Origin of the sequence: Pricia mediterranea (assembly GCF_032248455.1) — a bacterium.
Classification (GTDB): Bacteria; Bacteroidota; Bacteroidia; order Flavobacteriales; family Flavobacteriaceae; genus Pricia; species Pricia mediterranea.
This window is the reverse complement of the sequence record NZ_JAVTTP010000001.1, coordinates 2,732,734-2,755,770: the sequence shown is the minus strand read 5'-3', so window position 1 is coordinate 2,755,770 and position 23,037 is coordinate 2,732,734. Positions and strand designations below refer to the sequence as shown.

Below are 23,037 nucleotides of genomic sequence, written 5' to 3'. Positions count from 1 at the left end.
GTTCATAGGTGATGCAGCGCGGAACGGCCGACCGGTAATTCCCTTAATTACATCATTATAGATTCAACTATTTACGTAGCTTATTTTGAAACATTACCATTTTTTGCTTTTCATACTTTTGGTAACGCTCTCCTGCAAGGAGGGGATTACTGACATCAACATTCCTACCCCAAAACAAACCGGCTACGTCAAAGAGAGCCTTCAACTGTCTAAAGAAGTATACTACGATAAGGTGCTAGGCGCCTTGGTCGGCTCCGCCATCGGTGATGCGATGGGAGCCTCGACCGAAATGTGGCATCGAAACGACATACGGCTCAAATACGGCTATATTACCGGCCTGACCCCCGCCGTTCGCGAACGGTCGCCGGAAGGCACATGGGACCATAATCTTACAGCCGGGGCCACTACAGACGATACCCGTTGGAAATACGTCATGACAAAGTACCTGAGCCAGTACCGTGGGGAATGGAATCCTGAGGATTTTGCCGGTTTTATCTCAGCGTATTACACCTCCCTGACCCAAGGCCTATCGACGGGCGAATCCGTATTGGACCCCGATATTCTGGATGCCCAGATCGAAAAAATCGACTGGATGAAGGAGTGGGCAAGGGTCGCCATGGCCTATGGAGAAGACCCAGTTGCGTACCAAAGGGCATTGAGCCGGTTCTACGGCGGCGAGATGTCATGTGCCGGACAGCTATACACTCCCATGTTCGGGCTGGTGAGTCCCACTCCCAAAGCTTCGTACAAGCTTGCCTACGACCATTCCATTTTCGACATCGGCTACGCCAAGGATATCTCTGCCCTGGTCTCGGCCATGACCCATATGGCGTTGCGTACCCAGAACATGGATTCTATTATCGACATTGCCATTTTCGTAGATCCGGTAGGCTTCCAAGACAGTAGGTTGGTCGGGCGAATCGCCTATTCCGTTGCCGATGCCTCGGTCAAAAACGTACTAACCGTAAAAAACGTAATTGTAAACGATGCCTTGGCCATATCAGATTCTTCGGGTGGGGCGGATTCGATAAGCACTTCGAATACCTTGTACCCTTCGGGTGCTATGGACTTCAAAATCCCCAAGGGATTCCCGGGCACCCAACGGGATTGGATATACCAAGAATCGCTGTATCGATTGCTGGAAAACGACAAAAAAGCCATTGCCTTCCATGCGGGGGAAATTTGGCAGATACTGATTACCGCGTTGCAGTTCGGCGAAGGGGATTTCGAAAAAACCATGCAGTTTATCGTCAACTACGGGCGTGACAATGATACCGTTGCCGCCGTCGCGGGAATGATTCTAGGGGCAAAAAATGGATTTACAGGCCTTCCCAAAGACCTGAGGACAGAAGTACTCCGGATCAACAAAGAAAACATGGGCATCGATTTGGAAACTTTGGCACGAGAGATGGCAGAACGGGCCGGCGCTCGATATACCTTTGCGCGCTTCTCCATAAACCTATAAACCCATAAACTCACTTACACATGGGCATTATCAATCAGAAACAACACAAACACGACAAGAAGACCATTCATTTTACGCTGGCATCCTCAAAGGACCTACTGCTTATTTTCACCCGCAATCCGGAGCTGGGCAAGTGCAAGACCCGGCTTGCGGAGACGGTGGGCGACGAAACGGCCTTGGATATTTATAGATTCCTATTGCAGCATACGGCATCCATCACCAGAAACCTGAATGCGGCCAAACAGGTCTGGTATTCCGAGGAAATTTGGGACAATGACATTTGGGATGAGGCCTATTACGATAAAAAGCTCCAAAAAGGTCAGGATTTGGGCGTGCGAATGGCCAATGCCTTTCAAGAAGGTTTTGCATCGGGCTACGAGCGGATCGTCATCATCGGAAGCGATATGTTCGATCTCAGCCGTAAGGATCTCGAAAATGCCTTCGCCCAGCTTAAAGAAAATGACTTCGTAATCGGCCCCGCAGAGGATGGCGGCTACTACCTAATGGGCATGAAAAGTTTCAGGCCCGAACTGTTCACGAACAAAAAATGGAGTTCGGAAACTGTTTTGGAAGACACCCTAAGGCATCTCGAAGATGAAAATCTTGCTATTTTAGACGAAAAGAACGATATCGACGTTTATAAGGATATTAGAGATCAGGAGGCCTTTCGGCATTTTTTTTAAACACGAAACAATCCCACGCAGCGCACTGAAAGGGGGTAACAAAATACTGGATAATGACAAAAAAACAGCTCAACGAATCGACAGCGTACCTTCATGAAAAGGGATTTGACATGCCCGAGATCGGGATTGTTCTTGGCACCGGGCTTGGAAAACTCGCCGATGCCATTGAAGACCCTATTGTGGCACACTACAACCACATTCCCTTTTTCCCTTTGGCGACGGTGGAATTCCATTCCGGAAAGCTGATTTACGGCACCTTGCAAGGCAAGAAAACCGTGGTCATGCAAGGCCGTTTCCACCTTTATGAAGGCTATGATTTTTTGGATGTCACCTATCCGGTTCGTGTCATGCACCAGCTGGGCATTAAAAAACTGTTCATCAGTAATGCGTCCGGTGCCGTCAATCTCGATTTCGGTCTTGGCGACCTGATGCTCATCGAAGACCACATCAACTTGCAGGGTGGTTCGCCGCTTGCCTTTAAAAATGTGGCAAAGTTCGGTACACGGTTTACCGATATGGCCGAGCCCTATGATGTTGGCATGCGCGAAAAAATCGTTGAAATCGCTAAAGAAGAAAATATAACCTTACAACAGGGGGTCTATGCATCCGTTGTCGGGCCACAATTAGAGACCAAGGCCGAGTATCGCATGCTTAAAATAATAGGGGCCGACGCCGTCGGAATGAGTACCGTACCCGAAGTCATCGTCGCCAACCATTTGAAACTGCCGGTAGTCGCCGTATCCGTGCTGACGGACATCTGCAATCCAGATAATCTGGAACCGGCCAATATTCAATCCATTCTCTCCGTTGCGGAGAAAGCGGAGCCCAAAATGGTAAAGCTGTTCAGGGAATTGATCGATAGGTTATAGCCTACGGCATTGACATTCGCAATGCTTAGGGCAAAATGTTCAAAACCACACTGGTTAAAGGTTTTAAATTGTGTAAAGTAAAAGTATTGGTTTTTAAACAAGTTCATCGAATGATTCCCTTAAATTTGCCGTAAATAATTGGGAAACATGTTACAGTTACAAGCCATACGCGAGAATAAAGACGCCATAATCGAAGCTCTGGAAAAACGGAACATCGATGCGGCTCCGATGATTACCAAGGCCATCAAGTTGGATGAAAAACGCCGCGCGACCCAGACGAAGATGGACAACACCTTGGCGGAAAGCAACAAACTGTCAAAGGATATCGGCGCGCTCTACAAAAATGGGAAATATCAGGAGGCCGAGGTCCTAAAACAAAAAACGGGAGGCCTGAAAGAAGCATCCAAAAAACTGGGCGGAGAACTGAATTCGACCGCCGACGCCTTGCAAAATCTGCTCTATCAGATTCCCAATGTACCCCACGGCTCCGTGCCGGCTGGGAATTCCGAAGCCGATAATGAGGAGACCTTCAAAGAAGGCGATATCCCTGTGCTCGACGCCGATGCCCTGCCCCACTGGGAACTAGCCAAAAAATTAGACATCATCGACCTCGAGCTTGGGGTCAAGATCACGGGCGCGGGGTTTCCTGTTTACAAAGGAAAAGGGGCCCGGCTGCAGCGTGCGTTGATCAACTATTTTTTGGACAGGAATACCGCTGCGGGCTACACCGAGGTGCAGGTACCGCACCTGGTCAACGAGGCTTCGGGCCTGGGTACAGGTCAGCTGCCGGACAAAGAGGGCCAAATGTACTATATCCAGGATGATAACCTGCACCTGATCCCAACCGGGGAAGTGCCCGTGACGAATATGTTCAGGGACGAACTATTGGAGGCCGATGCCTTCCCCTTGCGCTATACGTCCTATACACCCTGTTTTCGAAGGGAGGCCGGTAGCTACGGTGCCGATGTCCGCGGCCTGAACCGCCTGCACCAGTTTGACAAGGTCGAAATCGTCAGGATAGAGCATCCCGATCGGTCGTACGCCGCCTTGGACGAAATGGTCGAACATGTCAAGATCCTACTTCGCGAATTGCAACTCCCCTATCGCATTCTCCGACTTTGCGGGGGCGACCTGGGTTTTACCGCTGCACTGACCTACGATTTCGAGGTGTTCAGCACGGCACAAGATCGTTGGCTAGAAATCAGCTCTGTCTCCAATTTTGAAACCTATCAATCCAACCGTTTAAAATTACGCTATAGGGATAAAGACGGCAAGACCCGTTTGGCCCACACCCTCAACGGAAGCGCCTTGGCACTGCCACGCGTTTTGGCGGCCATCTTGGAGAACTATCAGACCGCAGATGGTATTCGCATTCCCGAGGTCTTGATACCGTATTGCGGGTTTGATGTCATTTCGTAAGCTTGATAACGCGGTAGGTCTTCGCCGAAAAATTAATCCTTAACTTTGTTAGGAAGGCTTTTTATGATATTTTAAATCAGCTCGGTGATTTGATGCTTCCATTGAGATAAAATACTTTATGAACGAAGCAAGGTACTGCAATAGAATTTCCATGCGCAAAATCATCCTTTTTTTATCCTTACTGCTGTCTTTTGGAGGGCTTCTTGCCCAAGAGGACTTTCTTGCGCAGCAATATTTCGATGACGGCGATTATGAAAAGGCCGTGGTCTTCTACGAGAAATTGGTCGATAAAAACCCGCGGAGAACGGATTATGCGGAAAGCCTGGTCGCTACCTACCAACAACTCGAACGCTATGCGGATGCCCAGAACTTCCTCCAAGATAAAATAGATGCAGGCAATGCCTATCCGACCCTGCTTATCGAACTGGGCTATAATTACACCTTGCAGGATATGCCCGACAAGGCCATGGAATACTATGAACGGGCCATCGCGAAAATCGACGAGAATCCCAATTTCGGATACGGCACCGGCTATCGCTTTCAAAAATATGTCTTGTTGGATTGGGCCCTTAAGGCCTACACTAAAGCCATGGAGCTGAATCCGCAATTGGACTACAACTATCAAATGGCCCGTATCTACGGGGAACAAGGCGATATCGAGAAAATGTACGTATCGTACCTCAACCTCGTCAGTGAAGGCAAGACCTCAAGATCGAACGTGCTGCGACAGATCGACGACTTCATAACGGCGGATCCAGAAAACGAAAACAACCTGCTTTTTAAACGGGTACTCCTGAAAAATGTCCAGAAGAACCCCAATCTGCTTTGGAACGAACTCCTCAGCTGGCTCTTCGTGCAGCAAAAACAGTACGACAGCGCCTTTCGTCAAGAAAAGGCCCTCTACAAACGTATGGATGCGCCATCGATCCAGCGCATTAACGGGCTGGGCGTCTTGGCATTGGATGACGGCGATACGGAAACCGCCCGCGAAATTTTCGAATATATTGCCGATAACAGCGGCGACGAAATTACAAGACTGGACGCCCGGTTGAACCTGATCGACATCCAATTACTGGATGCCGATGACAAGGTTCGCGACAAGGTTCAAAAACAATTCGACGAACTGATGGCCATGCACGGGTACAAGAATCGAACCTTACAGCTACAGGTCGCCTATGCCAACTTTCTCGCTTTCGAACGGGATACGCCCAAACCGGCTATCGACATCCTTAAAAAAAGCCTTGACCTGCCGTTGAACACCCGGGTGAACGCTTTTGTAAAATTGGCCTTGGGCGACATTCTCGTCTATGATAAAAAATTCAACCAGGCCTTGATCTATTTTTCCCAGGTGCAAAAGAATCTCAAAAACGATGTGTTGGGACAGAACGCGCGCTTCAAGGTAGCGCAGACCAGTTTTTACAAAGGGGATTTCGATTGGGCCCTGACCCAGTTGAAAGTACTGAGAAGCTCGACCTCACAACTGATGGCCAACGACGCGATGCAGTTGAGCCTATTGATATCCGATAATTCGTTCGAAGATTCCACCCAGACCGCCCTTAAAAAATACGCCCGTGCCGATCTCTTGGCCTATCAGAACAAGACTAAGGACGCCATAGCGGAGCTCGATGTCATACTCCAAGATCACAAGGGCGAAAAAATCGAGGACGAAGCCCTTCTCAAACAGGCCGAACTACTGGAGGAGGTAAAAGACTATGAGGCCGCCGAGTTCAACTATCGCAAGATAACGGAATTCTACGCGAACGGTATTCTGGCCGACGATGCTCATTTCGCTTTGGGCGAGCTGTACAGAAAAGTATTCGATGAACCAGAAAAAGCCAAGGCCGAATACGAGAAAATCATCTATAATTATCAGGACAGTTATTATTTTCCACAGGCGCGGAAAAATTTCAGGGTCCTAAGAGGTGATAGTATCAACTAAAAAGTATGATAATCTATAACGTAACGACGAACATCGATGCCTCCGTTCATAGCGAATGGTTATCTTGGATGAGGGAAACCCATATTCCCGACGTACTATCCACAGGTAAGTTTTTGAACGCAAAAATGAGTAAGGTCCTGATCGACGAGGAGATGGGCGGCATTACCTATTCGGTGCAATATACCACCATTGACAAAGAGACGCTGCAAAAGTACTACACTGAAGATGCCGAGCGATTGCGGAACGATGCCGTAAAACGCTTTCCGAATAAATTTGTTTCCTTTCGAACAGAGATGAAAATAGTAAGCGAACATTGAAGGTATGGCGAAAAAGCGTAAAAAAGGAAAATCATATGACAAACGAAAAAATTTGCAGCTTGATAAGAGTCCGGTCAAAGCTAAAAAACACTTAGGCCAACATTTCCTTAAGGATGAAGTTATCGCCCAACAGATTTCGGAAACCCTTTCATTTAACGGCTACAGAAACGTTATCGAAATTGGTCCCGGCACGGGCGTACTTACTAAGCATCTGCTTCTTCGGGATATCGATCTGGTCGCCATGGACCTCGATGCGGCTTCAATCGAATATTTGAACGAAAGCTTCCCCCTGCAACATGCAAAAGCAATGCAGGGTCCAGGCTCTTTTCAGGTCATCGAAGCCGATTTTTTAAATTACGATCTGTTCCGTCTCTTCGGTCAGGAACCCTTTGCCATTACGGGGAACTTCCCCTACAACATTTCGACCCAAATCGTGTTTAAAATGCTGGAAATGCGCAATCGGGTGCCCGAATTTTCGGGAATGTTCCAAAAAGAAGTGGCACAGCGCATTTGCGAACAAGAAGGCAGTAAGGCCTACGGCATCCTGTCCGTTCTCGTACAGGCCTTCTACGATGCCGAATACCTTTTTACGGTACCCCCAGAAGTATTCGATCCCCCACCGAAGGTACAGTCAGGGGTACTACGTCTGGTGCGAAAGCCTGATTTTACATTGCCCTGCGACGAAAAACTGTTCTTCAGGGTCGTAAAGGCCGCCTTTAACCATCGTCGAAAGACCATCCGAAATAGTCTGAAATCTTTTAATCTGTCGGATATATTGAGGGAAGACACCCTCTTTGAACTACGTCCCGAGCAGCTACGTGTTAAGGATTTTATCCATTTGACAAAAAAAATCGAGGAAGACCATTAAGATCTGTTTTGGCCAGTTTTCGTACTTCGGACCCTCAATCATCCATTTATTAACCCATAAACTTTTCTAGCGATACCTTGTAGGCAGGCAGCTTTGCGCTACCTTTGCAAAATTTGGACAAAACTCCTCAGACCAGCGTATGACCCCGTTCAAACTGACAGAAGAGCTCGTAGCCGAGATCGAAGAGCTGATCGAAAACCAAAAGGATACCGCTTTGGTCGCCTTGATGGACGAGCTGCACTATGCCGATGTGGCGGAGATTATCGATGAGCTCGACCAAGAAGAAGCTACCTATATCATCAAGTTGCTCGAGAGCGATATGACCTCGGAGGTGCTCACCGAGCTCGATGAAGATATTAGAGAGGCCATCTTGAACAACCTTTCCGCCAAGGAAATCGCCGGGGAGCTGGACGAACTCGATACCGATGATGCGGCCGACATCGTGGGCGAACTTCCCAATGAAATCATTCAAGAGGTCATTTCGGAAATCGAGGATCGGGAACATGCCAAGGATATCGTCGACCTGCTCCGCTATGACGAGTATACGGCGGGGGGACTCATGGCCAAGGAACTTGTGAAAGTCAAGGAAGACTGGAACGTGCTGACCTGTGTCAAGGAAATGCGCGCCCAGGCCGAGAACGTCACCCGTGTACATTCGATCTATGTCGTTGATGCCGAGAATAAACTAAAGGGACGCCTGTCGTTAAAAGATCTGTTGACCACTTCGACCACTACCCACATCAAGGATATCTATATTCCCAAGGTGGACCGAGTGGGGGTTAACGAAAAACCCGAGGAAGTGGCCCGGATCATGAGCAAGTACGACTTGGAGGCGATTCCCGTCGTCGATGAAATTGGACGGCTCGTAGGAAGGATCACTATCGACGATATCGTAGATGTTATTAGGGAAGAGGCCGAAAAGGACTATCAGATGGCGGCCGGTATTTCTCAGGACGTAGAGGCCCATGACAACATTTGGAAACTGACCAGGGCACGTTTGCCCTGGTTGATCATCGGCATGTTCGGCGGTATCGGGGCGGCGAGCATCATCAGCAGTTTTCAGACGGTAATGTCTGAATTTCCCATTCTGCTGATCTTTGTACCGCTGATCCAGGCTACGGCAGGCAATGTCGGGGTACAGTCTTCGGCGATTATGGTGCAGGGCCTGGCGAACGATACGGTCAAGGGCGAAATTCTCAATCGTCTATTAAAGGAATTTGCATTAGGCCTGATCAACGGCGCGGTCATCGCCATAATTGTATTGCTTATCAGCCATTTTGCCTTTCACACGACTTATTTGGTATCGGCTACCCTATGTATAGCCCTGATAACCGTCATCATTATTGCGGCCCTTATCGGTACATTTATTCCCATTTTCCTGGATGCACGGGGCGTGGATCCCGCATTGGCTACAGGGCCGTTCATTACGACAGGCAACGATATTTTCGGGATTCTAATCTACTTTTCGATTGCCAAGGTAGTACTGGGGATTTAAAGATAAGTCCCCCGCCGGGAATATAGGGTTGTGAACGATTGATCTCAAGACGTCCGCACAGCTGATCGAAAAAATATAGGCCGTCAATCTACCCACAAATAGCGAGGGCTAATCCAGAGCAATTTGCCACGGCAGCTTTTTGGCTAATATCGCCTGTAGAAATCCCGAAGAACCTCTTCCGCCGGCTTGTTCTGGGGCGTGAACCGATTATCCCTTTCGCCGCCGGACTGCTTGTGGTCTATAAACCATTTCCAAACATACCCTCCCGCAAACCATGATTCGGGCCAGAATTCCTCTAAGATCGCTCGGGTGGCGTTCTCCTGTGCGGTCAGATTGACCGGTTCTTCGTGCCGGTCGACCAGCCAAGGCTTCCAAGCGGTCTGGTCCGTGCTTCGGTAGCCATATTCGGTAAAAAGCACCGGTTTTTCGCAGGTGCTGTATAGCGCTTTAATACGGTCTTTATGTTCTTGCCATCCGGCTTTCAATTGGGCAACGGAAGGCGTTTTTTCTTCGGAAAGGGGAAAATAGGCATCGATACCGATATAGTCGAGATCCTCCCAAAAAGGAATCCTGTCGTACTCGTCCCAATTGGCGGCATAGGTCAACTTTCCCGAATAGACAGTCCGAATCTTGGCGATAAGCCGGTGCCAGTAATCGGGACGTAGTTGTACGAAACGCGCCAACTCGGTGCCCACACAGAACAGTTCCGAACCGGCGTCCGCGGCCATATTGGCGTAAGTCATGATGAAGTCCTCATACGAATCCTCCAGAATCTTCCAATCCGCCTCGGTATGCATTGTCAGGCGCCCGGTGAACTCCCCTTTCCAAATCCAAATTTGCGGCTTGACCATGGTCTTTATACCATTATCATGGAGGAGTTTGATGTATTGCATGGCTCCTTCCTTGGTCTCGCCGAACCACTGCCGGTCGGTGTTGAAGATGATTACGGGGGAGTTGATATCCCGTATAAACCCGAAAGGCATAATCGCGGCGTAGTTGGCGTTCAAGTCGATCACTTCGGCCACATGTTCTTGGGCAACTCCTTCGCGAGAAGCCACAAAGCTTATCCCGTTGATCTTTTCGGAGGACTGACCAAGCAGGCAAATGGGTATCAGGCACAGCAAAAACCATCCAAACTTCTTCATTTTTCTACAGGTAAAGCATTGGTCCAGCCTAATCCCTCCATCCTATGACGGAACGGTTTGAATGAAACCAAAACTCAAAAATAATGCTTATTTGTCTGATATAAATAGGTGCCAGGCCCAAGCGCGTAGTGCTAGCCAGGTGTATTTCTTAGTAAACCCGAGGATTCGGCGTCCACGGTAACATTTCCGAATTTGAATCAAAGGCGAACCAAAATTTAAATCCCTTTTAAATGGATGCCTTACATTAAGTTCTTACCTTTAATTTTGACAAACGGATCAACATCGGAACAGATATGGAACATGTCGTCATCATCGGAAACGGAATTGCGGGAATTACGGCGGCGAGACATATTCGAAAGCTTTCCGATAGACGCATTTCGATCATCTCTTCAGAAACCGATCATTTCTTTTCCCGTACCGCTCTCATGTATGTGTATATGGGCCATATGAGATGGACCGATATCAAACCTTATGAAGATTGGTTTTGGAGGAAAAACCGGTTGGAACTGATTAACGCCTATGTCAATCGTGTCGATACCGATACCAAGTCCCTTTATTTTTCTAATGGGGGTAGCATCGCCTATGATAAACTGGTAATCGCTACGGGATCGCTAACCAATACCTTTGGTTGGGAGGGTCTCGATTTGGATGGCGTACAGGGTCTGGTCACCAAACAGGACCTAGAAAAACTGGAAGAAAACGCCCCGAACAATAAGGTCTGTCCCAAGGCCGTGATTGTGGGCGGGGGCCTGATCGGGGTGGAGATGGCCGAAATGCTGCGTACCCGCAACATTGAGGTCACCCTATTGGTTCGGGAGGATGCCTTTTGGAACAATGTACTGCCCATCGGAGAGGCAAAAATGATTTCCCGCCATATCAAATCGCACGGCGTGGACCTGCGCCACAATCTGAATCTGGACAAAATTTTATCCGATGACAACGGAAAAGTACGCGGTGTAACGGTCAAGGAAACCGGAGAGGAAATTCCGTGCAAGGTCGTGGGCATCACCACGGGAGTTAAACCGAAGGTGGCATTTTTAAAGGATAGCAGTATCGAGACCGACCGAGGTGTACTGGTCAACCGCCGGCTCGAGACCAATATCAAGGATGTTTATGCCATCGGCGACTGCGCCCAGCAGCGCGAACCGATCGGCAATCGCCCGCCTGTTGAGGCAGTCTGGTACACGGGAAGGATGATGGGCGAGGCCTTGGCGCAGACCATTTGCAATAATCCCCTCGAATACCAACCGGGGCATTGGTTCAACAGCGCCAAGTTTTTCGATATCGAGTATCAGACTTACGGCTGGGTATTCCCCGAAGAACGCAAAAAGGACTACGAGGTCCATTTTCACTGGAAACATAACGATGACACCAAATGCATTACCATGGCATACAACAAGGACGATCAAAAGTTATTGGGCATCAATACCTTCGGCATCCGGTTGCGTCACGGGATAGTGGACCGGTGGCTGACCGAAGATCGCAGTATCACCTATGTTATGGAATATTTAAGGGATGCCAATTTCGATCCCGAGTTTTATGATAAGTATGAACCGGAGATCGTAAAGCAGTTCAACCAGGAGTTCAACACGAACATCCGCCCGAAAAAGAGAAGCTGGAAACGGATTTTAAGTCTGTAAACAACCTCGGGAAAAGCCCACGAGGCATACATAAGAAAACGACTTGAATATGCCAAGCTAAACCCAGGAGCATTTAATCTCGATTATCGAGCAAAATAATAAAAAAATGAGCACCCTACAACGCAACATGTCCCTCACGGGCGAACCGCCCAAGGCCCTGAACGTTCAACAGAAAATCGCGACCTTTATCGGGCTTGTGGGGCTTGGCATTATGCTTTTGGCCCTTTTCAACGTCGATTTTCCGAACAAATCCCTCTGGTTGACCTTGTCCCTCGCGGCCATCGCGACCGGCACTATCTGGTTCGCCGGGGCGGAGTACCTGCACCGGCACGAGGGTATAAAAAACGACGGCGTCTATTTCAAGTCGTTGACGTCAAGAGGGTTTTGGGGATGGATCCTGGGAATCGGGCTGACCCTTTTTTACGTCGTGCTGTATTGGTTTCCGGAATATCTCGGTCTAGTCCAGGATGGCGACAATCGAGGGGTCATTGCCTTGTTCGACCCCTTGAGCCAATTTTTAAGCGGTAACCCGGCCAGCCAATGGTTCCTTTATGGCACCCTATATACTATGGCCATCTTAGCCTTTGGCATTAAGTTCATCTGGAAATACCGCCACAACCGCTACGAGTTACTGCGTACGATATCGGTCATGTTCTTTCAATTGAGCTTTGCCTTTATCATCCCCGAAATCTTGGTCCGCCTGAACCAACCCTATTACGATCTAAAAAATATCTGGCCCCTGAACTATGACCTGTTTGCCGGCTATAAGCTGAATGAATTCTTGAGTTCGGGCAACTTGGGCCTGCTAATGCTCATATTCGGGATATTGTCCATTTTCGTCATCACCCCCATCCTCACCTATAAATATGGAAAACGCTGGTACTGCAGTTGGGTCTGCGGTTGCGGGGGACTTGCAGAAACCGCCGGTGACCCATTTCGGCATCTGAGCGACAAACGCATGTTCGCCTGGAAAGTAGAACGATGGGTCATACATAGCGTGCTGGTATTTGTGACCATTATGACTACTGCGGTGGTATTTTCATACTTAAGGGGAAACGAATCGGAATCCATTTCAAAATGGAGCAACCTCGAAGACCAAATGGTAGTCATTAGCGAACCGGAAGGGAAACCCATCGGGGAACGCATCATGGCGGCACAGGAAGCCGGGGCCAAAAGTGTCGTCTTCCTTCATGACGACGCTAGTGGAGCCCCTCCTACGATCGAGAACACCAAAGACATAACGATAAAATATGGGATAGTTTCGAAAGCGGACAACCAAGCAGCCCTGCACCGCATGGAGAGCGGACAGACAGCTGAACTTACGTCAACGAACGGCACCTCTTTTACGGTAGAAAAAAACAGTGCGGTGAAGCAGTATGATAATTCCCTGATTTCCAAAGAGTTTTTTATATGGAGCGTGATACTGGTCCTGACCCTGATTTTTGCCTGGGCCCTGCTTTTTAGACGCGAGGAATTGGCCAAGGATGCGCGTTACGGCGCCATCGGATATTTCACCGTGGTCGTCGGAATTCTGCTCTTTACCTACTTTAGCAGTCCCGGAAAGCTATTCTTTTTCCAGGCCTATAAACTGAACCAATTCTACGGATTTTTGATCGGGGCCGTGTTTTCGGGCGTCATCGGGGTCGGTTTCTACCCCATTTTCGGCAACCGGGTCTGGTGCCGGTTTGGATGCCCCATGGCCGCCATCCTCGGTTTTCAGCAGCGGTTGCTCTCCAAGTTCCGGATTACGACCAACGGCGGACAGTGCATTTCCTGCGGCAACTGCTCCACCTATTGCGAAATGGGTATCGATGTACGTGCCTACGCCCAGAAAGGCGAGAATATCGTGCGCTCGAGCTGCGTGGGCTGCGGTATCTGCTCGGCAGTCTGCCCCAGGGGCGTACTTAAACTGGAGAACGGACCTTTGGAAAACCGAATCGACGGCAACGAAATTTTGCTTGGCAACGATGTAAACCTAATGGAACTGGTTAATCGCAAGTAACGGAAATAAATCCGTAAACGACCAATAACACCCTAGGCACGGCATCCCTCGAGACTGTTTCGAAATGTGCGATGAGAATTTTTATACGCCATTTTTGATGCAGTTTAGGAAACGTTTTTTGGCACAGCCGTAGCTACGGTCAAGAATTTTAACGACAGGGCCGCAGAGAAAAACCAACGCTTTGGCATATGAACAAGGAGCCAGATGATCCGCCGGCCCAAAAAAATAATTGACATAATTCAAAACAGTCTCTTAAAACGGATAAAAATTCCTTAACTCGCCTAACGCTCATTCTAAGCAACAGATTTTATGCTTATCTGCTTAGAAGCATAAAAGCATATTTGTCACCTTGAGCGGTTCTACCGAGCGCAGTCAAGGTACAGTAAAAAGGTCAAACCAAAATGTCTACTGCCTGCCTGTGCTGAGCGCTGTCGAAGTACTCGACGGGACATTAACTCAAATTGATCGGTTCATTTAGGACCCCGGCATCCGGTAATTTCAATGATTGAAACCTTTAAGCTAGAAGATTACTGCGGTTTCATTAGTTTTGCACACCAAAATCGCTGATCAGCTAGTAGGCAATGACCAAAACATTTGAAAGTAACCCTGACATCAAGGTTATTATCCCCGCATTTAACGAAGCCGATTCTATTGCCGAGGTCGTAAAGGATATTCCCGATTCCGTTTCGGAGATCATAGTCGTCAACAACAACTCTTCCGACAACACCGTCAAAAATGCCAGGGCGGCAGGGGCTACCGTACTTTCTGAAGAAAGAAAAGGCTACGGATATGCCTGCCTCAAGGGAATGGATTATGTTGCCAAACAATCCAAATCCCCCGATATCATCGTATTTATCGACGGAGACTATTCCGATTACCCCGAAGAACTCGACAAGGTGGTCGCCCCCATCCTAGATGACGGCAAAGATTTGGTCATCGGGGCACGGGAAAAGAGACTCAGGGAAAAAGGAAGCATGACGCCACAGCAAATCTTCGGCAATTGGTTGGCGACTTCATTAATGAACTTGTTCTTTGGGGCGAGATTTACCGACCTCGGACCGTTTCGGGCCATACGATATGATAAGTTATTATTGTTAGGGATGGAGGACAAAACCTACGGTTGGACCGTGGAAATGCAGCTAAAGGCCCTCCGAAAGAAATTGGCATACACCGAAGTACCAGTGCGTTACAAAAAAAGAATCGGAGTTTCTAAAGTGTCCGGTACCGTAAAAGGTAGTATCTTTGCGGGCATTAAAATCTTAGGTTGGATTTTCAAATACAGCATAAAGTAATATGGGCTTAGTCATTTCTTATATCATTCTTGGCATCTACAGCGTAGCTCTGTTACTGATTTTTTTCTATAGTTTGGCCCAATTGAATCTCTTGGTCAACTACTTGGGATACAAACGCCGGAACCGGGACGCGCCCAAGTTCAATCTGCTCGACCCTCGGGAAATTCCCTATGTTACCATACAGCTTCCCGTTTACAACGAGGAATATGTGATGCAACGCCTGCTGGAGAACATTGCAAAAATAGAATACCCCAAGAGCAAGCTCGAGATCCAGGTGCTCGACGATTCCACCGATGACTCCGTGGTAGATACCGCCAAATGGGTGCGGGAACTGCAGGAAACGGGACTCGACATTCAGCATATCCGGCGTGAAAACCGGCAAGGGTTTAAGGCGGGCGCCCTTAAAGAGGGCCTAGAAGTGGCCAAAGGGGAATTCGTGGCCATATTCGATGCGGACTTCCTCCCGGACAACGATTGGCTCAAAAAGACGGTGGTCTATTTTAAGGACCCGGAAATCGGGGTGGTACAGACCCGTTGGGGACATATCAATCGGGATTATTCTACATTAACCCGTATCCAGGCCTTTGCCCTTGATGCGCATTTCACCTTGGAGCAGGTAGGTCGCAATGCCAAGGGCCACTTTATCAATTTTAACGGTACGGCCGGTATTTGGCGAAAGCAATGTATTCTCGATGCCGGCAATTGGGAAGGCGATACCCTGACCGAAGACCTCGACCTCAGCTACCGCGCCCAGTTGAAAAATTGGAAATTCAAATATTTGGAAGATGTGGAAACACCTGCCGAACTGCCCGTGGTCATCAGCGCCGCCCGTTCGCAGCAGTTCCGATGGAACAAGGGTGGGGCGGAAAACTTCCGGAAATCGGTCATGAGGGTCGTTTCGGCCAAGAACATTTCGTTCAAGACCAAGTTTCACGGGGTGATGCACCTGTTGAACAGCTCGATGTTTCTCTGTGTATTTTTGGTTTCGTTGTTGAGTATTCCGGCCCTGTACATCAAAGCATTGTATCCGCAGTTCGCTATTGTCTTTGCCTTGCTCAGCTTCTTCGTGCTCAGTACGGTGATTCTCTTCGTTTGCTATTGGTTTACCTATAAGAGCATACAGGGCAGCAGCTTCGACAACTTCGTAGACTATATCAAACTTTTCTTTACGTTTTTCTCGGTCGCACTGGGCTTCTCGCTGCACAACTCCATCGCCGTACTCGAGGGCCATATGGGCAAGCGCAGTGAATTTGTACGTACCCCGAAATTCAACCTCAACAACCTGACCGATTCTTGGAAAGGGAATAAGTATCTGACCAAAAAACTTTCGCCCAATATGATTTTGGAAGCGGCGTTGATGCTCTATTTTCTCTTCGGGATGTACAGCGCGATTCCTCTTAATGATTTCGGACTCTTCCCCTTTCACTTGATGTTGTTCGTCGGCTTCGGATTCGTATTCTTCAAGTCATTGACCGCCCGGGCCTAAGTTTTATGATTTGAGCTTCCCATTAATTATGAATCGCTATCTTTAAGCATGGAATCATCGCGAATAGACCTCGACGTTATTCAATCTGACTTAAAGCATGTCTTACCTCTCCTCTCTTAGCATAGCATCCAAAACGAATCCGTTTACCTTTGACATCCCTGCGGTAAAACATGCCAAAAATCCCGGCGCTACCAATTATGAAGTAACGGACGAAAGCATGAAAGAAGTTGCCCTAGAGGATACCGAACACTATTCCATCACCAAGTCCTTTTTAAACAGTCCTGCGCATATTTGCGGTTTTTGAAGTAATTTAAAAACCTTATTTCTATACTAAATTTTCATTCCTATGAATCTTCAAGCTGAAAAAATAGAACTTGTGAAATTGTTACTCAGTATCGAAGATCCCGAAATATTGCAACCGGTCAGAAAGTTGTTCCTAAAAGAAAAACTTATCGATTTTTGAAACGAACTTACCATTGAACAACAAAGCGAAATCAGAGGGGCTACCCTACAGATTGAGGAGGGAATGACAACGGACTATGAAAGCTTTATGGCGAAACACCGATAATGGGCCGAGAAGTAGTTCTAGCAAAAATAGCAGAAGAAAGGCTATCCGATATCTTTGATTATTTGGTTTTACTTAGGTTTTTCAGAAGAAAGTCAAATTTCGTCAAGAAATTGGATGAGAGTCTTGCGGCGGTTTGACTCCAATAAAATTTACGTCCTTACTGTCTTTGCCACAAGGTACTATCCCGATAAATTAAATGAGGATTTCAAATGAATTTTGATTCCGGCAAAACCCTTAAATTAGCCCGATTGAAATTCACGCCTACAAAATGCCCAAGAAGCTTACCAAATACGTAAAGCTGCATAAGGTGCCCATGGCACTGGCCCTGTTGAGCCTTCTCTTTTACTACACCTTTGCCTACAATCTTGTTCGCACCGATTTTATAAACCTGCTTACCCTTTTCGCGGCCCTGTTCTTTCTTTGCCTGCGGATTATCCAGTTTGAAAAGTGGAACCTAAAGTTTTTACTGGTCATAGGCATCTTTTTTCGGCTGGTCTTCCTGATGGCCGAGCCTAACCTTTCGCAGGATTTCTACCGGTTCATTTGGGACGGCCACCTGGTCGCCAACTTCATCAATCCCTATTTGGAGGTACCTGACGTACTCATACAACAGAAGGATTTGATTATTCCCAACGCCCAAGAATTGCACACCGGCATGGGCGAACTCAGCCCGAAACATTATAGCAACTATCCCCCTTTGAACCAAGTGCTTTTCGCCTTGGCGGCGTTACTCGGCGGAAAGAGCATCATAGGTTCGATCTTGGTCATGCGAACCGCAATTATTTTAGCGGATATCGGAACCGTGTATCTCGGAAGGAAGTTGCTCAAGCACTTCAACCGGTCTCCACATCTGATTTTCTGGTACTTTTTAAACCCGCTTGTTATCATTGAGCTCACGGGAAACCTCCACTTCGAGGGGGTCATGCTGTTCTTTTTCGTCTGGGCCATATACCTAATCTCCAAAAAAAAGAGGATGTTGGCCGCCGTGCCCTACGCCCTGTCCATCTGCGTAAAATTAGTGCCCCTATTGTTTCTCCCGCTATTTTTTAAACATTTAGGACCTAAAAAGAGCCTAATGTTCTACCTGCTGGTCGGGGCCATCTGTCTTGTCTTCCTTCTTCCCTTCTATTCCCCGGAATTTATAGGGAACTATTCGCAGTCGATCGGACTCTGGTTTTCCAATTTTGAGTTCAATGCGGGACTCTATAACGGCATTAAACAAATCGCTGTCGCCTTCGACGGGAAACCATGGGAACTGATAAAAACCTACGGCAAGATTACCCCGATACTGATCGTTCTCGCCGTATTAGGATTCACCTTTTTCCGTCCCAATCAAAAGCTGGCCGTACTGCTGCCCTCCATGCTCTGGGTATTGGCGTTGTATTATTTCTTATCGCCGACCGTGCATCCTTGGTATATCGTTTTCTTGGTTTTGCTAGGTGTTTTTACCGAGTATCGCTTTGCCCTGGTCTGGTCGTTCACGGTCGTGCTCAGCTATTTCGCGTATTCGAATTCGGACTTTATCGAAAATCTTTGGTTGATCGCCATTGAATATATGGTCGTTTTCGCATTTTTAGGCTACGAAATCTTTAGTCTAAAACGGCAAAAACCGATTTTTCACAAAAATTGAGCTTCGATGGTTGTAGTTTCGTTGTAATCTTGTACATTTGGAATTCAATGCAAGGACAAAATCACATAGATATGGTCAAGAGCATCCCCGCTCCAGTTCGTCCGTTCGCTCGCCGCCGTCGCCCGTAAGGGTACGTATAACTTTTCATGGAAATAGGTGAGTCCATTTCCGCACAGCTCCAAAAACTTTTCTTCATCTCCTTTCAAACATCCATAGCAATGGACATCGTAATTGCTAACGAATCCCATTTTAAGTACGCCAAAACCATCTGCGACACCATCGCCGAATCGGCCAAGGTCCGCGGCACGGGCATCGCACAACGTACCCCCGAATACATTCGAAAAAGGCTGAGCAACGGCAACGCGGTCATTGCCCTCGAGGGGGATGCCTTCGCCGGTTTTTGCTATATCGAGGTATGGGAACACGAAAAATTCGTAGCTAATTCCGGTTTGATCGTACACCCTGATTTCCGAAAACAAGGCCTGGCCAAAAAAATCAAAAAAAGGATATTCGAACTTTCACGGGAAAAATTCCCCGATGCCAAAATTTTTGGGATCACTACGGGGCTGGCGGTCATGAAGATGAACTATGAACTCGGCTATAAACCGGTCACCTTCTCGGAACTGACCGACGATCCTGAATTCTGGAAGGGCTGCCAAACCTGCAAGAACTTCGACGTACTGACTCGAACCGAGTATAAAATGTGCCTGTGTACGGGCATGCTGCACGACCCCAAGGCCAAGGCAACATCGAAAGTCAAGAAAAAACCGGACAGCAAAGGCTTTAAACGCTTGAAGAGCATTAAGGAGAGTTTGTTTTTGCGAAGGAAGAAGAAGAAAATAGAATAGAGATAAGAGATAAGCTATGAAAAGTTTTTTTCTTTATTCTCTTCTCTTTATTCTAACCCTAAATATTAAAAAATGAAAAAACTAGTACTGGCATACAGCGGCGGGCTCGACACTTCGTACTGCGCCAAATATCTATCCAAGGAAAAAGACTTTGAGGTCCATGCCGTCAGCGTCAACACGGGCGGATTCTCAAAGGAAGAAATCGCCGATATCGAAGAAAAGGCGTTACAGCTGGGCGCCAGCTCGTACACCTCTATCGATGCCGTACAGTACTTTTACGAGAAGGTGGTCAAATACCTCATCTTCGGCAACGTGCTGAAAAACAACACCTATCCCCTATCGGTCAGCGCGGAGCGCATCGTACAGGCCATAGAAATCGTCAAATATGCCCAAAAAATCGGAGCGAACTATATCGCACATGGCAGCACGGGCGCGGGCAACGATCAGGTGCGTTTCGATATGATATTCCAGATTATCGCGCCCGAGATCGAAATCATTACCCCGATTAGGGACAATACCCTTTCGCGGGAGGCCGAAATCGAGTATCTCAAAGAGAACGGGGTCGATTACGCTTGGGAAAAAGCAAAATACTCCATCAACAGGGGACTCTGGGGGACATCGGTAGGCGGCGAGGAAACCTTGACCTCGCAGAAGCCGCTGCCGGAATCCGCCTACCCCAGCCAATTGCAACAAAAAGAACCTTCAGAGGTGACATTGACCTTCGAAAAGGGAGAGCTCGTCGCCATCGACGGGGAAAATAACTCCCCGGTAGAAAATATCATCAAATTAGAGGCCCTGGCGTCAAAATACGCCATCGGGCGCGACATTCATGTGGGGGATACCATCATCGGCACCAAGGGCCGGGTGGGATTCGAGGCTTCGGCATCGTTGATTATCATTAAAGCGCATCATTTGTTGGAAAAACATACCCTCGGTAAATGGCAGCAGTTCCAAAAGGAGCAACTGGGCAATTTCTATGGGATGTTGTTGCACGAGGGGAATTATTTGGACGAGGTCATGCGGAACATCGAGGCCTTTTTGACCGATACCCAAAAGAATGTTTCGGGGGATGTTTTCGTGTCGCTACACCCCTACCGCTTCGAACTCAACGGAATCGAATCGGAGCACGATTTGATGAGCGCCGCGTTCGGAAGCTACGGCGAAGTGAACAAGGGCTGGACGGCCGATGATGCCAAGGGGTTTATCAAGCTGCTCTCGAACCCGGGGAAGATTTATAACCATGTAAACAGGTCATCTAATTCCCAAAGGAAGAATTGACCTGGGCACCGAAAAATGGGAACATACACCGTCTTGTCGGCCCAGAGTTCCAAAAAGTGGAACCAATGTCAGGTCGAGCCTCTCGACTTCGCCCGAGACAGGCGCAGTCGAGACCTAAAACGATAATAGAATTATAAACAACCATGATCAACGTAGGAATAATAGGCGGTTCGGGCTATACTGGTGGGGAATTGATCCGAATCCTGCTGCAACATCCGCAAGCGAAAATCGATTTCGTCTATAGCACGACCCGGGCCGGGAAGAAAGTAACCACGGCACATCCCGATTTGTTGGGGACTACCGAAATGGAGTTTACGGGAGGTATAAATCCGGCAGTCGACGTCGTTTTTCTTTGTTTGGGACACGGCAACTCCTCCAAGTTCCTACAGGAGAACAAGTTTTCGGACCGCACCAAGATCATCGACCTCAGCACCGATTTCCGGTTGCAAGAAGACGCCGTTTTCGAAGGAAAGGAGTTTGTGTACGGGCTGCCCGAACTGAAAAAATCGGACATTCAAAAAGCGAATCATATCGCCAATCCCGGATGTTTCGCCACGACCATCGAGTTGGCGTTGCTCCCTTTGGCCCAGGCGGGACTTCTACAGCACGATATCCACATCAATGCAATTACCGGAAGCACGGGGGCGGGCGTTCGTCCGTCCGAAACCACGCATTTCAGCTGGCGGAACAACAACGCCAGCTGGTACAAGCCCTTTACCCATCAGCATTTGGAGGAGATAGAGGAAGTCCTGAAATCCCGGCATCCCCATATCGGGGAACTCTATTTTCTGCCCCATCGGGGCGATTTTCCCCGGGGCATCCTCGCGACCGCCTACACCAAATTCAATGGAAACGAGGAAGATGCCATCCAACTCTATCGCAATTTTTATAAGGAGGCCGCTTTTACCCACGTGGCGGAAGCGCCCCTCCATTTAAAACAAGTAGTGAATACGAACAACTGTCATATCCACTTACATAAGCACAAAAACATCCTTTTAATTACTTCCGCAACGGACAACCTGCTGAAAGGCGCATCGGGACAAGCGGTGCAAAATATGAACCTGATGTTCGGATTCCCGGAGGACGATGGATTGCGGTTGAAAGCGGGCGTGTTTTAGACTAAAGTATTCAAATCAGGACGTTGTTGCAAGGAGCAGAATCAAGTGACGATTCTTGGAAAATGCCAAAGCGACGAAGCAATCTGTTGATACTAGCAGTAATGTCAACGGATTACTTCGCTCCGCTCGCAATTATGAATGAAGGAAATTTAATATCAGAAATCATGAAAATAGCCATCATCGGAGCCGGAAACCTGGGACTGTCCATCGCCAAGGGCCTCTTGAACACCGACGGAGCCACCACCCTGTACCTGACCAAACGGAACCTGGACGACATCAGGGATTTCGAAAAGTACGGCAATGTCACTATCACTTCCGACAATCGTAGGGCGGTCGAAAACTCCGACATTTTGATCTTGGCGGTGCAGCCGAGTCAATTGGAGTTCCTTTTAGAAAATACCAAGGATCTACTGACGGAAAAACATCTTGTCATCTCCACAATTACCGGATTCAGCATTGCCAAAATGGAAGCCATTATCGGTGACGGTCATCCCATCATCCGCAGTATGCCCAACACCGCGATTTCGGTAGGAAAGAGCATGACCTGTCTCTGTAGTAACGAAAGCGGAAAAAAAAGGGTAGCCCTTGCCAAAGCCATCTTTAATAGAATGGGACATTCCATGGAGATTCCTGAATCCCAAATGCAGGCCGCGACCGTTATCTGCGCCAGCGGCATCGCTTTTTGGATGCGCTTGATCCGGGCCACCACCCAGGGGGCCATTCAACTGGGATTTGATGCCAAGGAAGCCCAAGAGCTGGCCATGCACACCTGCAACGGGGCAGCCAACCTGTTGATCGCCTCGGGCAGCCATCCGGAAGCCGAAATCGATAAGGTGACCACCCCCAAGGGATGCACCATTCAAGGCCTTAACGAAATGGAGCATCAGGGCTTGAGCTCTTCATTGATACAAGGAATAGCGGCATCTTACGCGAAAATCAGCCTTATCCAGGAAGGGCAGCTTTGAAAAGAGTCGG

General features: G+C 48.2%; 20 protein-coding genes. 18 read left to right on the top strand and 2 right to left on the bottom strand.

The annotated features are described in order from the left end of the window. Positions 1 to 103 precede the first annotated feature (103 nt). From RQM65_RS11245 to mgtE, 8 genes are all read left to right on the top strand, one after another. Positions 104 to 1,465: an ADP-ribosylglycohydrolase family protein gene (locus RQM65_RS11245; RefSeq protein ID WP_314015050.1), complete on the top strand. Its 1,362-nt coding sequence runs from the start codon at positions 104 to 106 to the stop codon at positions 1,463 to 1,465. A gap of 20 nt (positions 1,466 to 1,485) precedes the next feature. Further along, a complete protein-coding gene (locus tag RQM65_RS11240) occupies positions 1,486 to 2,148 on the top strand; it encodes a TIGR04282 family arsenosugar biosynthesis glycosyltransferase (protein ID WP_314015048.1) in 663 nt (220 codons plus the stop codon). A 53-nt stretch (positions 2,149 to 2,201) separates the two neighbouring features. Then, positions 2,202 to 3,017, top strand: a complete 816-nt coding sequence (locus RQM65_RS11235) for a purine-nucleoside phosphorylase (RefSeq protein WP_314015046.1) — start codon at positions 2,202 to 2,204, stop codon at positions 3,015 to 3,017. A 147-nt stretch (positions 3,018 to 3,164) separates the two neighbouring features. Further along, the gene (gene serS, locus RQM65_RS11230; protein WP_314015044.1) at positions 3,165 to 4,436 is read left to right on the top strand and encodes a serine--tRNA ligase; all 1,272 of its coding nucleotides are present in this window, start codon (positions 3,165 to 3,167) and stop codon (positions 4,434 to 4,436) included. Between the two features lie 118 nt (positions 4,437 to 4,554). Next, on the top strand, positions 4,555 to 6,375 hold the full coding sequence (locus tag RQM65_RS11225; protein WP_432279846.1) for a tetratricopeptide repeat protein: 1,821 nt from the start codon (positions 4,555 to 4,557) through the stop codon (positions 6,373 to 6,375). Between the two features lie 5 nt (positions 6,376 to 6,380). After that, a complete protein-coding gene (locus RQM65_RS11220) occupies positions 6,381 to 6,692 on the top strand; it encodes a DUF4286 family protein (RefSeq protein ID WP_314015042.1) in 312 nt (103 codons plus the stop codon). Between the two features lie 4 nt (positions 6,693 to 6,696). Then, complete coding sequence (rsmA, locus tag RQM65_RS11215) at positions 6,697 to 7,560, top strand: 16S rRNA (adenine(1518)-N(6)/adenine(1519)-N(6))-dimethyltransferase RsmA (RefSeq protein WP_314015041.1); 864 nt, start codon at positions 6,697 to 6,699, stop codon at positions 7,558 to 7,560. 139 nt (positions 7,561 to 7,699) lie between these two features. Next, a complete protein-coding gene (gene mgtE / locus RQM65_RS11210; RefSeq protein WP_314015038.1) occupies positions 7,700 to 9,055 on the top strand; it encodes a magnesium transporter in 1,356 nt (451 codons plus the stop codon). 143 nt (positions 9,056 to 9,198) lie between these two features. Here mgtE and RQM65_RS11205 read toward each other — a convergent pair whose 3' ends face one another. Beyond that, entirely contained in the window at positions 9,199 to 10,200 is a 1,002-nt protein-coding gene (locus RQM65_RS11205) for a glycoside hydrolase family 113 (RefSeq protein WP_314015037.1), read from the bottom strand. A 293-nt stretch (positions 10,201 to 10,493) separates the two neighbouring features. Here RQM65_RS11205 and RQM65_RS11200 point away from each other — a divergent pair, with 293 nt between their 5' ends. The 6 genes from RQM65_RS11200 (at position 10,494) to RQM65_RS11175 (ending at position 18,818) form a co-directional block, all read left to right on the top strand. Beyond that, positions 10,494 to 11,840 carry an NAD(P)/FAD-dependent oxidoreductase gene (locus RQM65_RS11200; RefSeq protein ID WP_314015036.1) on the top strand — a complete coding sequence of 449 codons (1,347 nt, stop codon included), beginning with the start codon at positions 10,494 to 10,496 and terminating at the stop codon, positions 11,838 to 11,840. Positions 11,841 to 11,946: 106 nt separating this feature from the next. Then, complete coding sequence (locus RQM65_RS11195) at positions 11,947 to 13,842, top strand: 4Fe-4S dicluster domain-containing protein (protein WP_314015035.1); 1,896 nt, start codon at positions 11,947 to 11,949, stop codon at positions 13,840 to 13,842. Between the two features lie 581 nt (positions 13,843 to 14,423). Further along, on the top strand, positions 14,424 to 15,134 hold the full coding sequence (locus tag RQM65_RS11190) for a glycosyltransferase family 2 protein (RefSeq protein ID WP_314015033.1): 711 nt from the start codon (positions 14,424 to 14,426) through the stop codon (positions 15,132 to 15,134). 1 nt (position 15,135) lies between these two features. Further along, complete coding sequence (locus tag RQM65_RS11185) at positions 15,136 to 16,620, top strand: glycosyltransferase (RefSeq protein WP_314015031.1); 1,485 nt, start codon at positions 15,136 to 15,138, stop codon at positions 16,618 to 16,620. A 97-nt stretch (positions 16,621 to 16,717) separates the two neighbouring features. Next, entirely contained in the window at positions 16,718 to 16,924 is a 207-nt protein-coding gene (locus tag RQM65_RS11180; RefSeq protein WP_314015029.1) for a hypothetical protein, read from the top strand. A gap of 532 nt (positions 16,925 to 17,456) precedes the next feature. Continuing rightward, positions 17,457 to 18,818, top strand: a complete 1,362-nt coding sequence (locus RQM65_RS11175; protein ID WP_314015028.1) for an MptA/MptB family glycosyltransferase — start codon at positions 17,457 to 17,459, stop codon at positions 18,816 to 18,818. A 44-nt stretch (positions 18,819 to 18,862) separates the two neighbouring features. Here the strand turns inward: RQM65_RS11175 and RQM65_RS11170 are convergent, their stop codons facing one another. Further along, the gene (locus tag RQM65_RS11170; protein WP_314015026.1) at positions 18,863 to 19,024 is read right to left on the bottom strand and encodes a hypothetical protein; all 162 of its coding nucleotides are present in this window, start codon (positions 19,022 to 19,024) and stop codon (positions 18,863 to 18,865) included. Positions 19,025 to 19,036: 12 nt separating this feature from the next. On the opposite strand from RQM65_RS11170, the gene RQM65_RS11165 reads away from it, so the two are divergent. From RQM65_RS11165 to proC, 4 genes are all read left to right on the top strand, one after another. Continuing rightward, positions 19,037 to 19,666: a GNAT family N-acetyltransferase gene (locus RQM65_RS11165; protein WP_314015024.1), complete on the top strand. Its 630-nt coding sequence runs from the start codon at positions 19,037 to 19,039 to the stop codon at positions 19,664 to 19,666. Between the two features lie 72 nt (positions 19,667 to 19,738). Continuing rightward, positions 19,739 to 20,944 (top strand): argininosuccinate synthase, encoded by a 1,206-nt coding sequence (locus RQM65_RS11160; protein ID WP_314015022.1) that lies wholly within the window; start codon positions 19,739 to 19,741, stop codon positions 20,942 to 20,944. A gap of 143 nt (positions 20,945 to 21,087) precedes the next feature. Continuing rightward, the gene (gene argC, locus RQM65_RS11155; RefSeq protein WP_314015020.1) at positions 21,088 to 22,062 is read left to right on the top strand and encodes an N-acetyl-gamma-glutamyl-phosphate reductase; all 975 of its coding nucleotides are present in this window, start codon (positions 21,088 to 21,090) and stop codon (positions 22,060 to 22,062) included. 164 nt (positions 22,063 to 22,226) lie between these two features. Further along, positions 22,227 to 23,027 carry a pyrroline-5-carboxylate reductase gene (proC, locus tag RQM65_RS11150; RefSeq protein ID WP_314015019.1) on the top strand — a complete coding sequence of 267 codons (801 nt, stop codon included), beginning with the start codon at positions 22,227 to 22,229 and terminating at the stop codon, positions 23,025 to 23,027. Positions 23,028 to 23,037 lie beyond the last annotated feature (10 nt).

Bases quoted from the DNA above. Each gene is read 5' to 3' on its own strand.
- RQM65_RS11220 (WP_314015042.1), top strand. From the start codon at position 6,381: ATGATAATCTATAACGTAACGACGAACATCGATGCCTCCGTTCATAGC.
- RQM65_RS11195 (WP_314015035.1), top strand. From the start codon at position 11,947: ATGAGCACCCTACAACGCAACATGTCCCTCACGGGCGAACCGCCCAAG.
- RQM65_RS11165 (WP_314015024.1), top strand. From the start codon at position 19,037: ATGGACATCGTAATTGCTAACGAATCCCATTTTAAGTACGCCAAAACC.
- rsmA (WP_314015041.1), top strand. From the start codon at position 6,697: ATGGCGAAAAAGCGTAAAAAAGGAAAATCATATGACAAACGAAAAAAT.
- mgtE (WP_314015038.1), top strand. From the start codon at position 7,700: ATGACCCCGTTCAAACTGACAGAAGAGCTCGTAGCCGAGATCGAAGAG.
- serS (WP_314015044.1), top strand. From the start codon at position 3,165: ATGTTACAGTTACAAGCCATACGCGAGAATAAAGACGCCATAATCGAA.
- RQM65_RS11185 (WP_314015031.1), top strand. From the start codon at position 15,136: ATGGGCTTAGTCATTTCTTATATCATTCTTGGCATCTACAGCGTAGCT.
- RQM65_RS11205 (WP_314015037.1), bottom strand. From the start codon at position 10,200: ATGAAGAAGTTTGGATGGTTTTTGCTGTGCCTGATACCCATTTGCCTG.
- RQM65_RS11235 (WP_314015046.1), top strand. From the start codon at position 2,202: ATGACAAAAAAACAGCTCAACGAATCGACAGCGTACCTTCATGAAAAG.
- proC (WP_314015019.1), top strand. From the start codon at position 22,227: ATGAAAATAGCCATCATCGGAGCCGGAAACCTGGGACTGTCCATCGCC.
- argC (WP_314015020.1), top strand. From the start codon at position 21,088: ATGATCAACGTAGGAATAATAGGCGGTTCGGGCTATACTGGTGGGGAA.
- RQM65_RS11225 (WP_432279846.1), top strand. From the start codon at position 4,555: ATGAACGAAGCAAGGTACTGCAATAGAATTTCCATGCGCAAAATCATC.
- RQM65_RS11175 (WP_314015028.1), top strand. From the start codon at position 17,457: ATGCCCAAGAAGCTTACCAAATACGTAAAGCTGCATAAGGTGCCCATG.
- RQM65_RS11240 (WP_314015048.1), top strand. From the start codon at position 1,486: ATGGGCATTATCAATCAGAAACAACACAAACACGACAAGAAGACCATT.
- RQM65_RS11200 (WP_314015036.1), top strand. From the start codon at position 10,494: ATGGAACATGTCGTCATCATCGGAAACGGAATTGCGGGAATTACGGCG.
- RQM65_RS11180 (WP_314015029.1), top strand. From the start codon at position 16,718: ATGTCTTACCTCTCCTCTCTTAGCATAGCATCCAAAACGAATCCGTTT.
- RQM65_RS11160 (WP_314015022.1), top strand. From the start codon at position 19,739: ATGAAAAAACTAGTACTGGCATACAGCGGCGGGCTCGACACTTCGTAC.
- RQM65_RS11190 (WP_314015033.1), top strand. From the start codon at position 14,424: ATGACCAAAACATTTGAAAGTAACCCTGACATCAAGGTTATTATCCCC.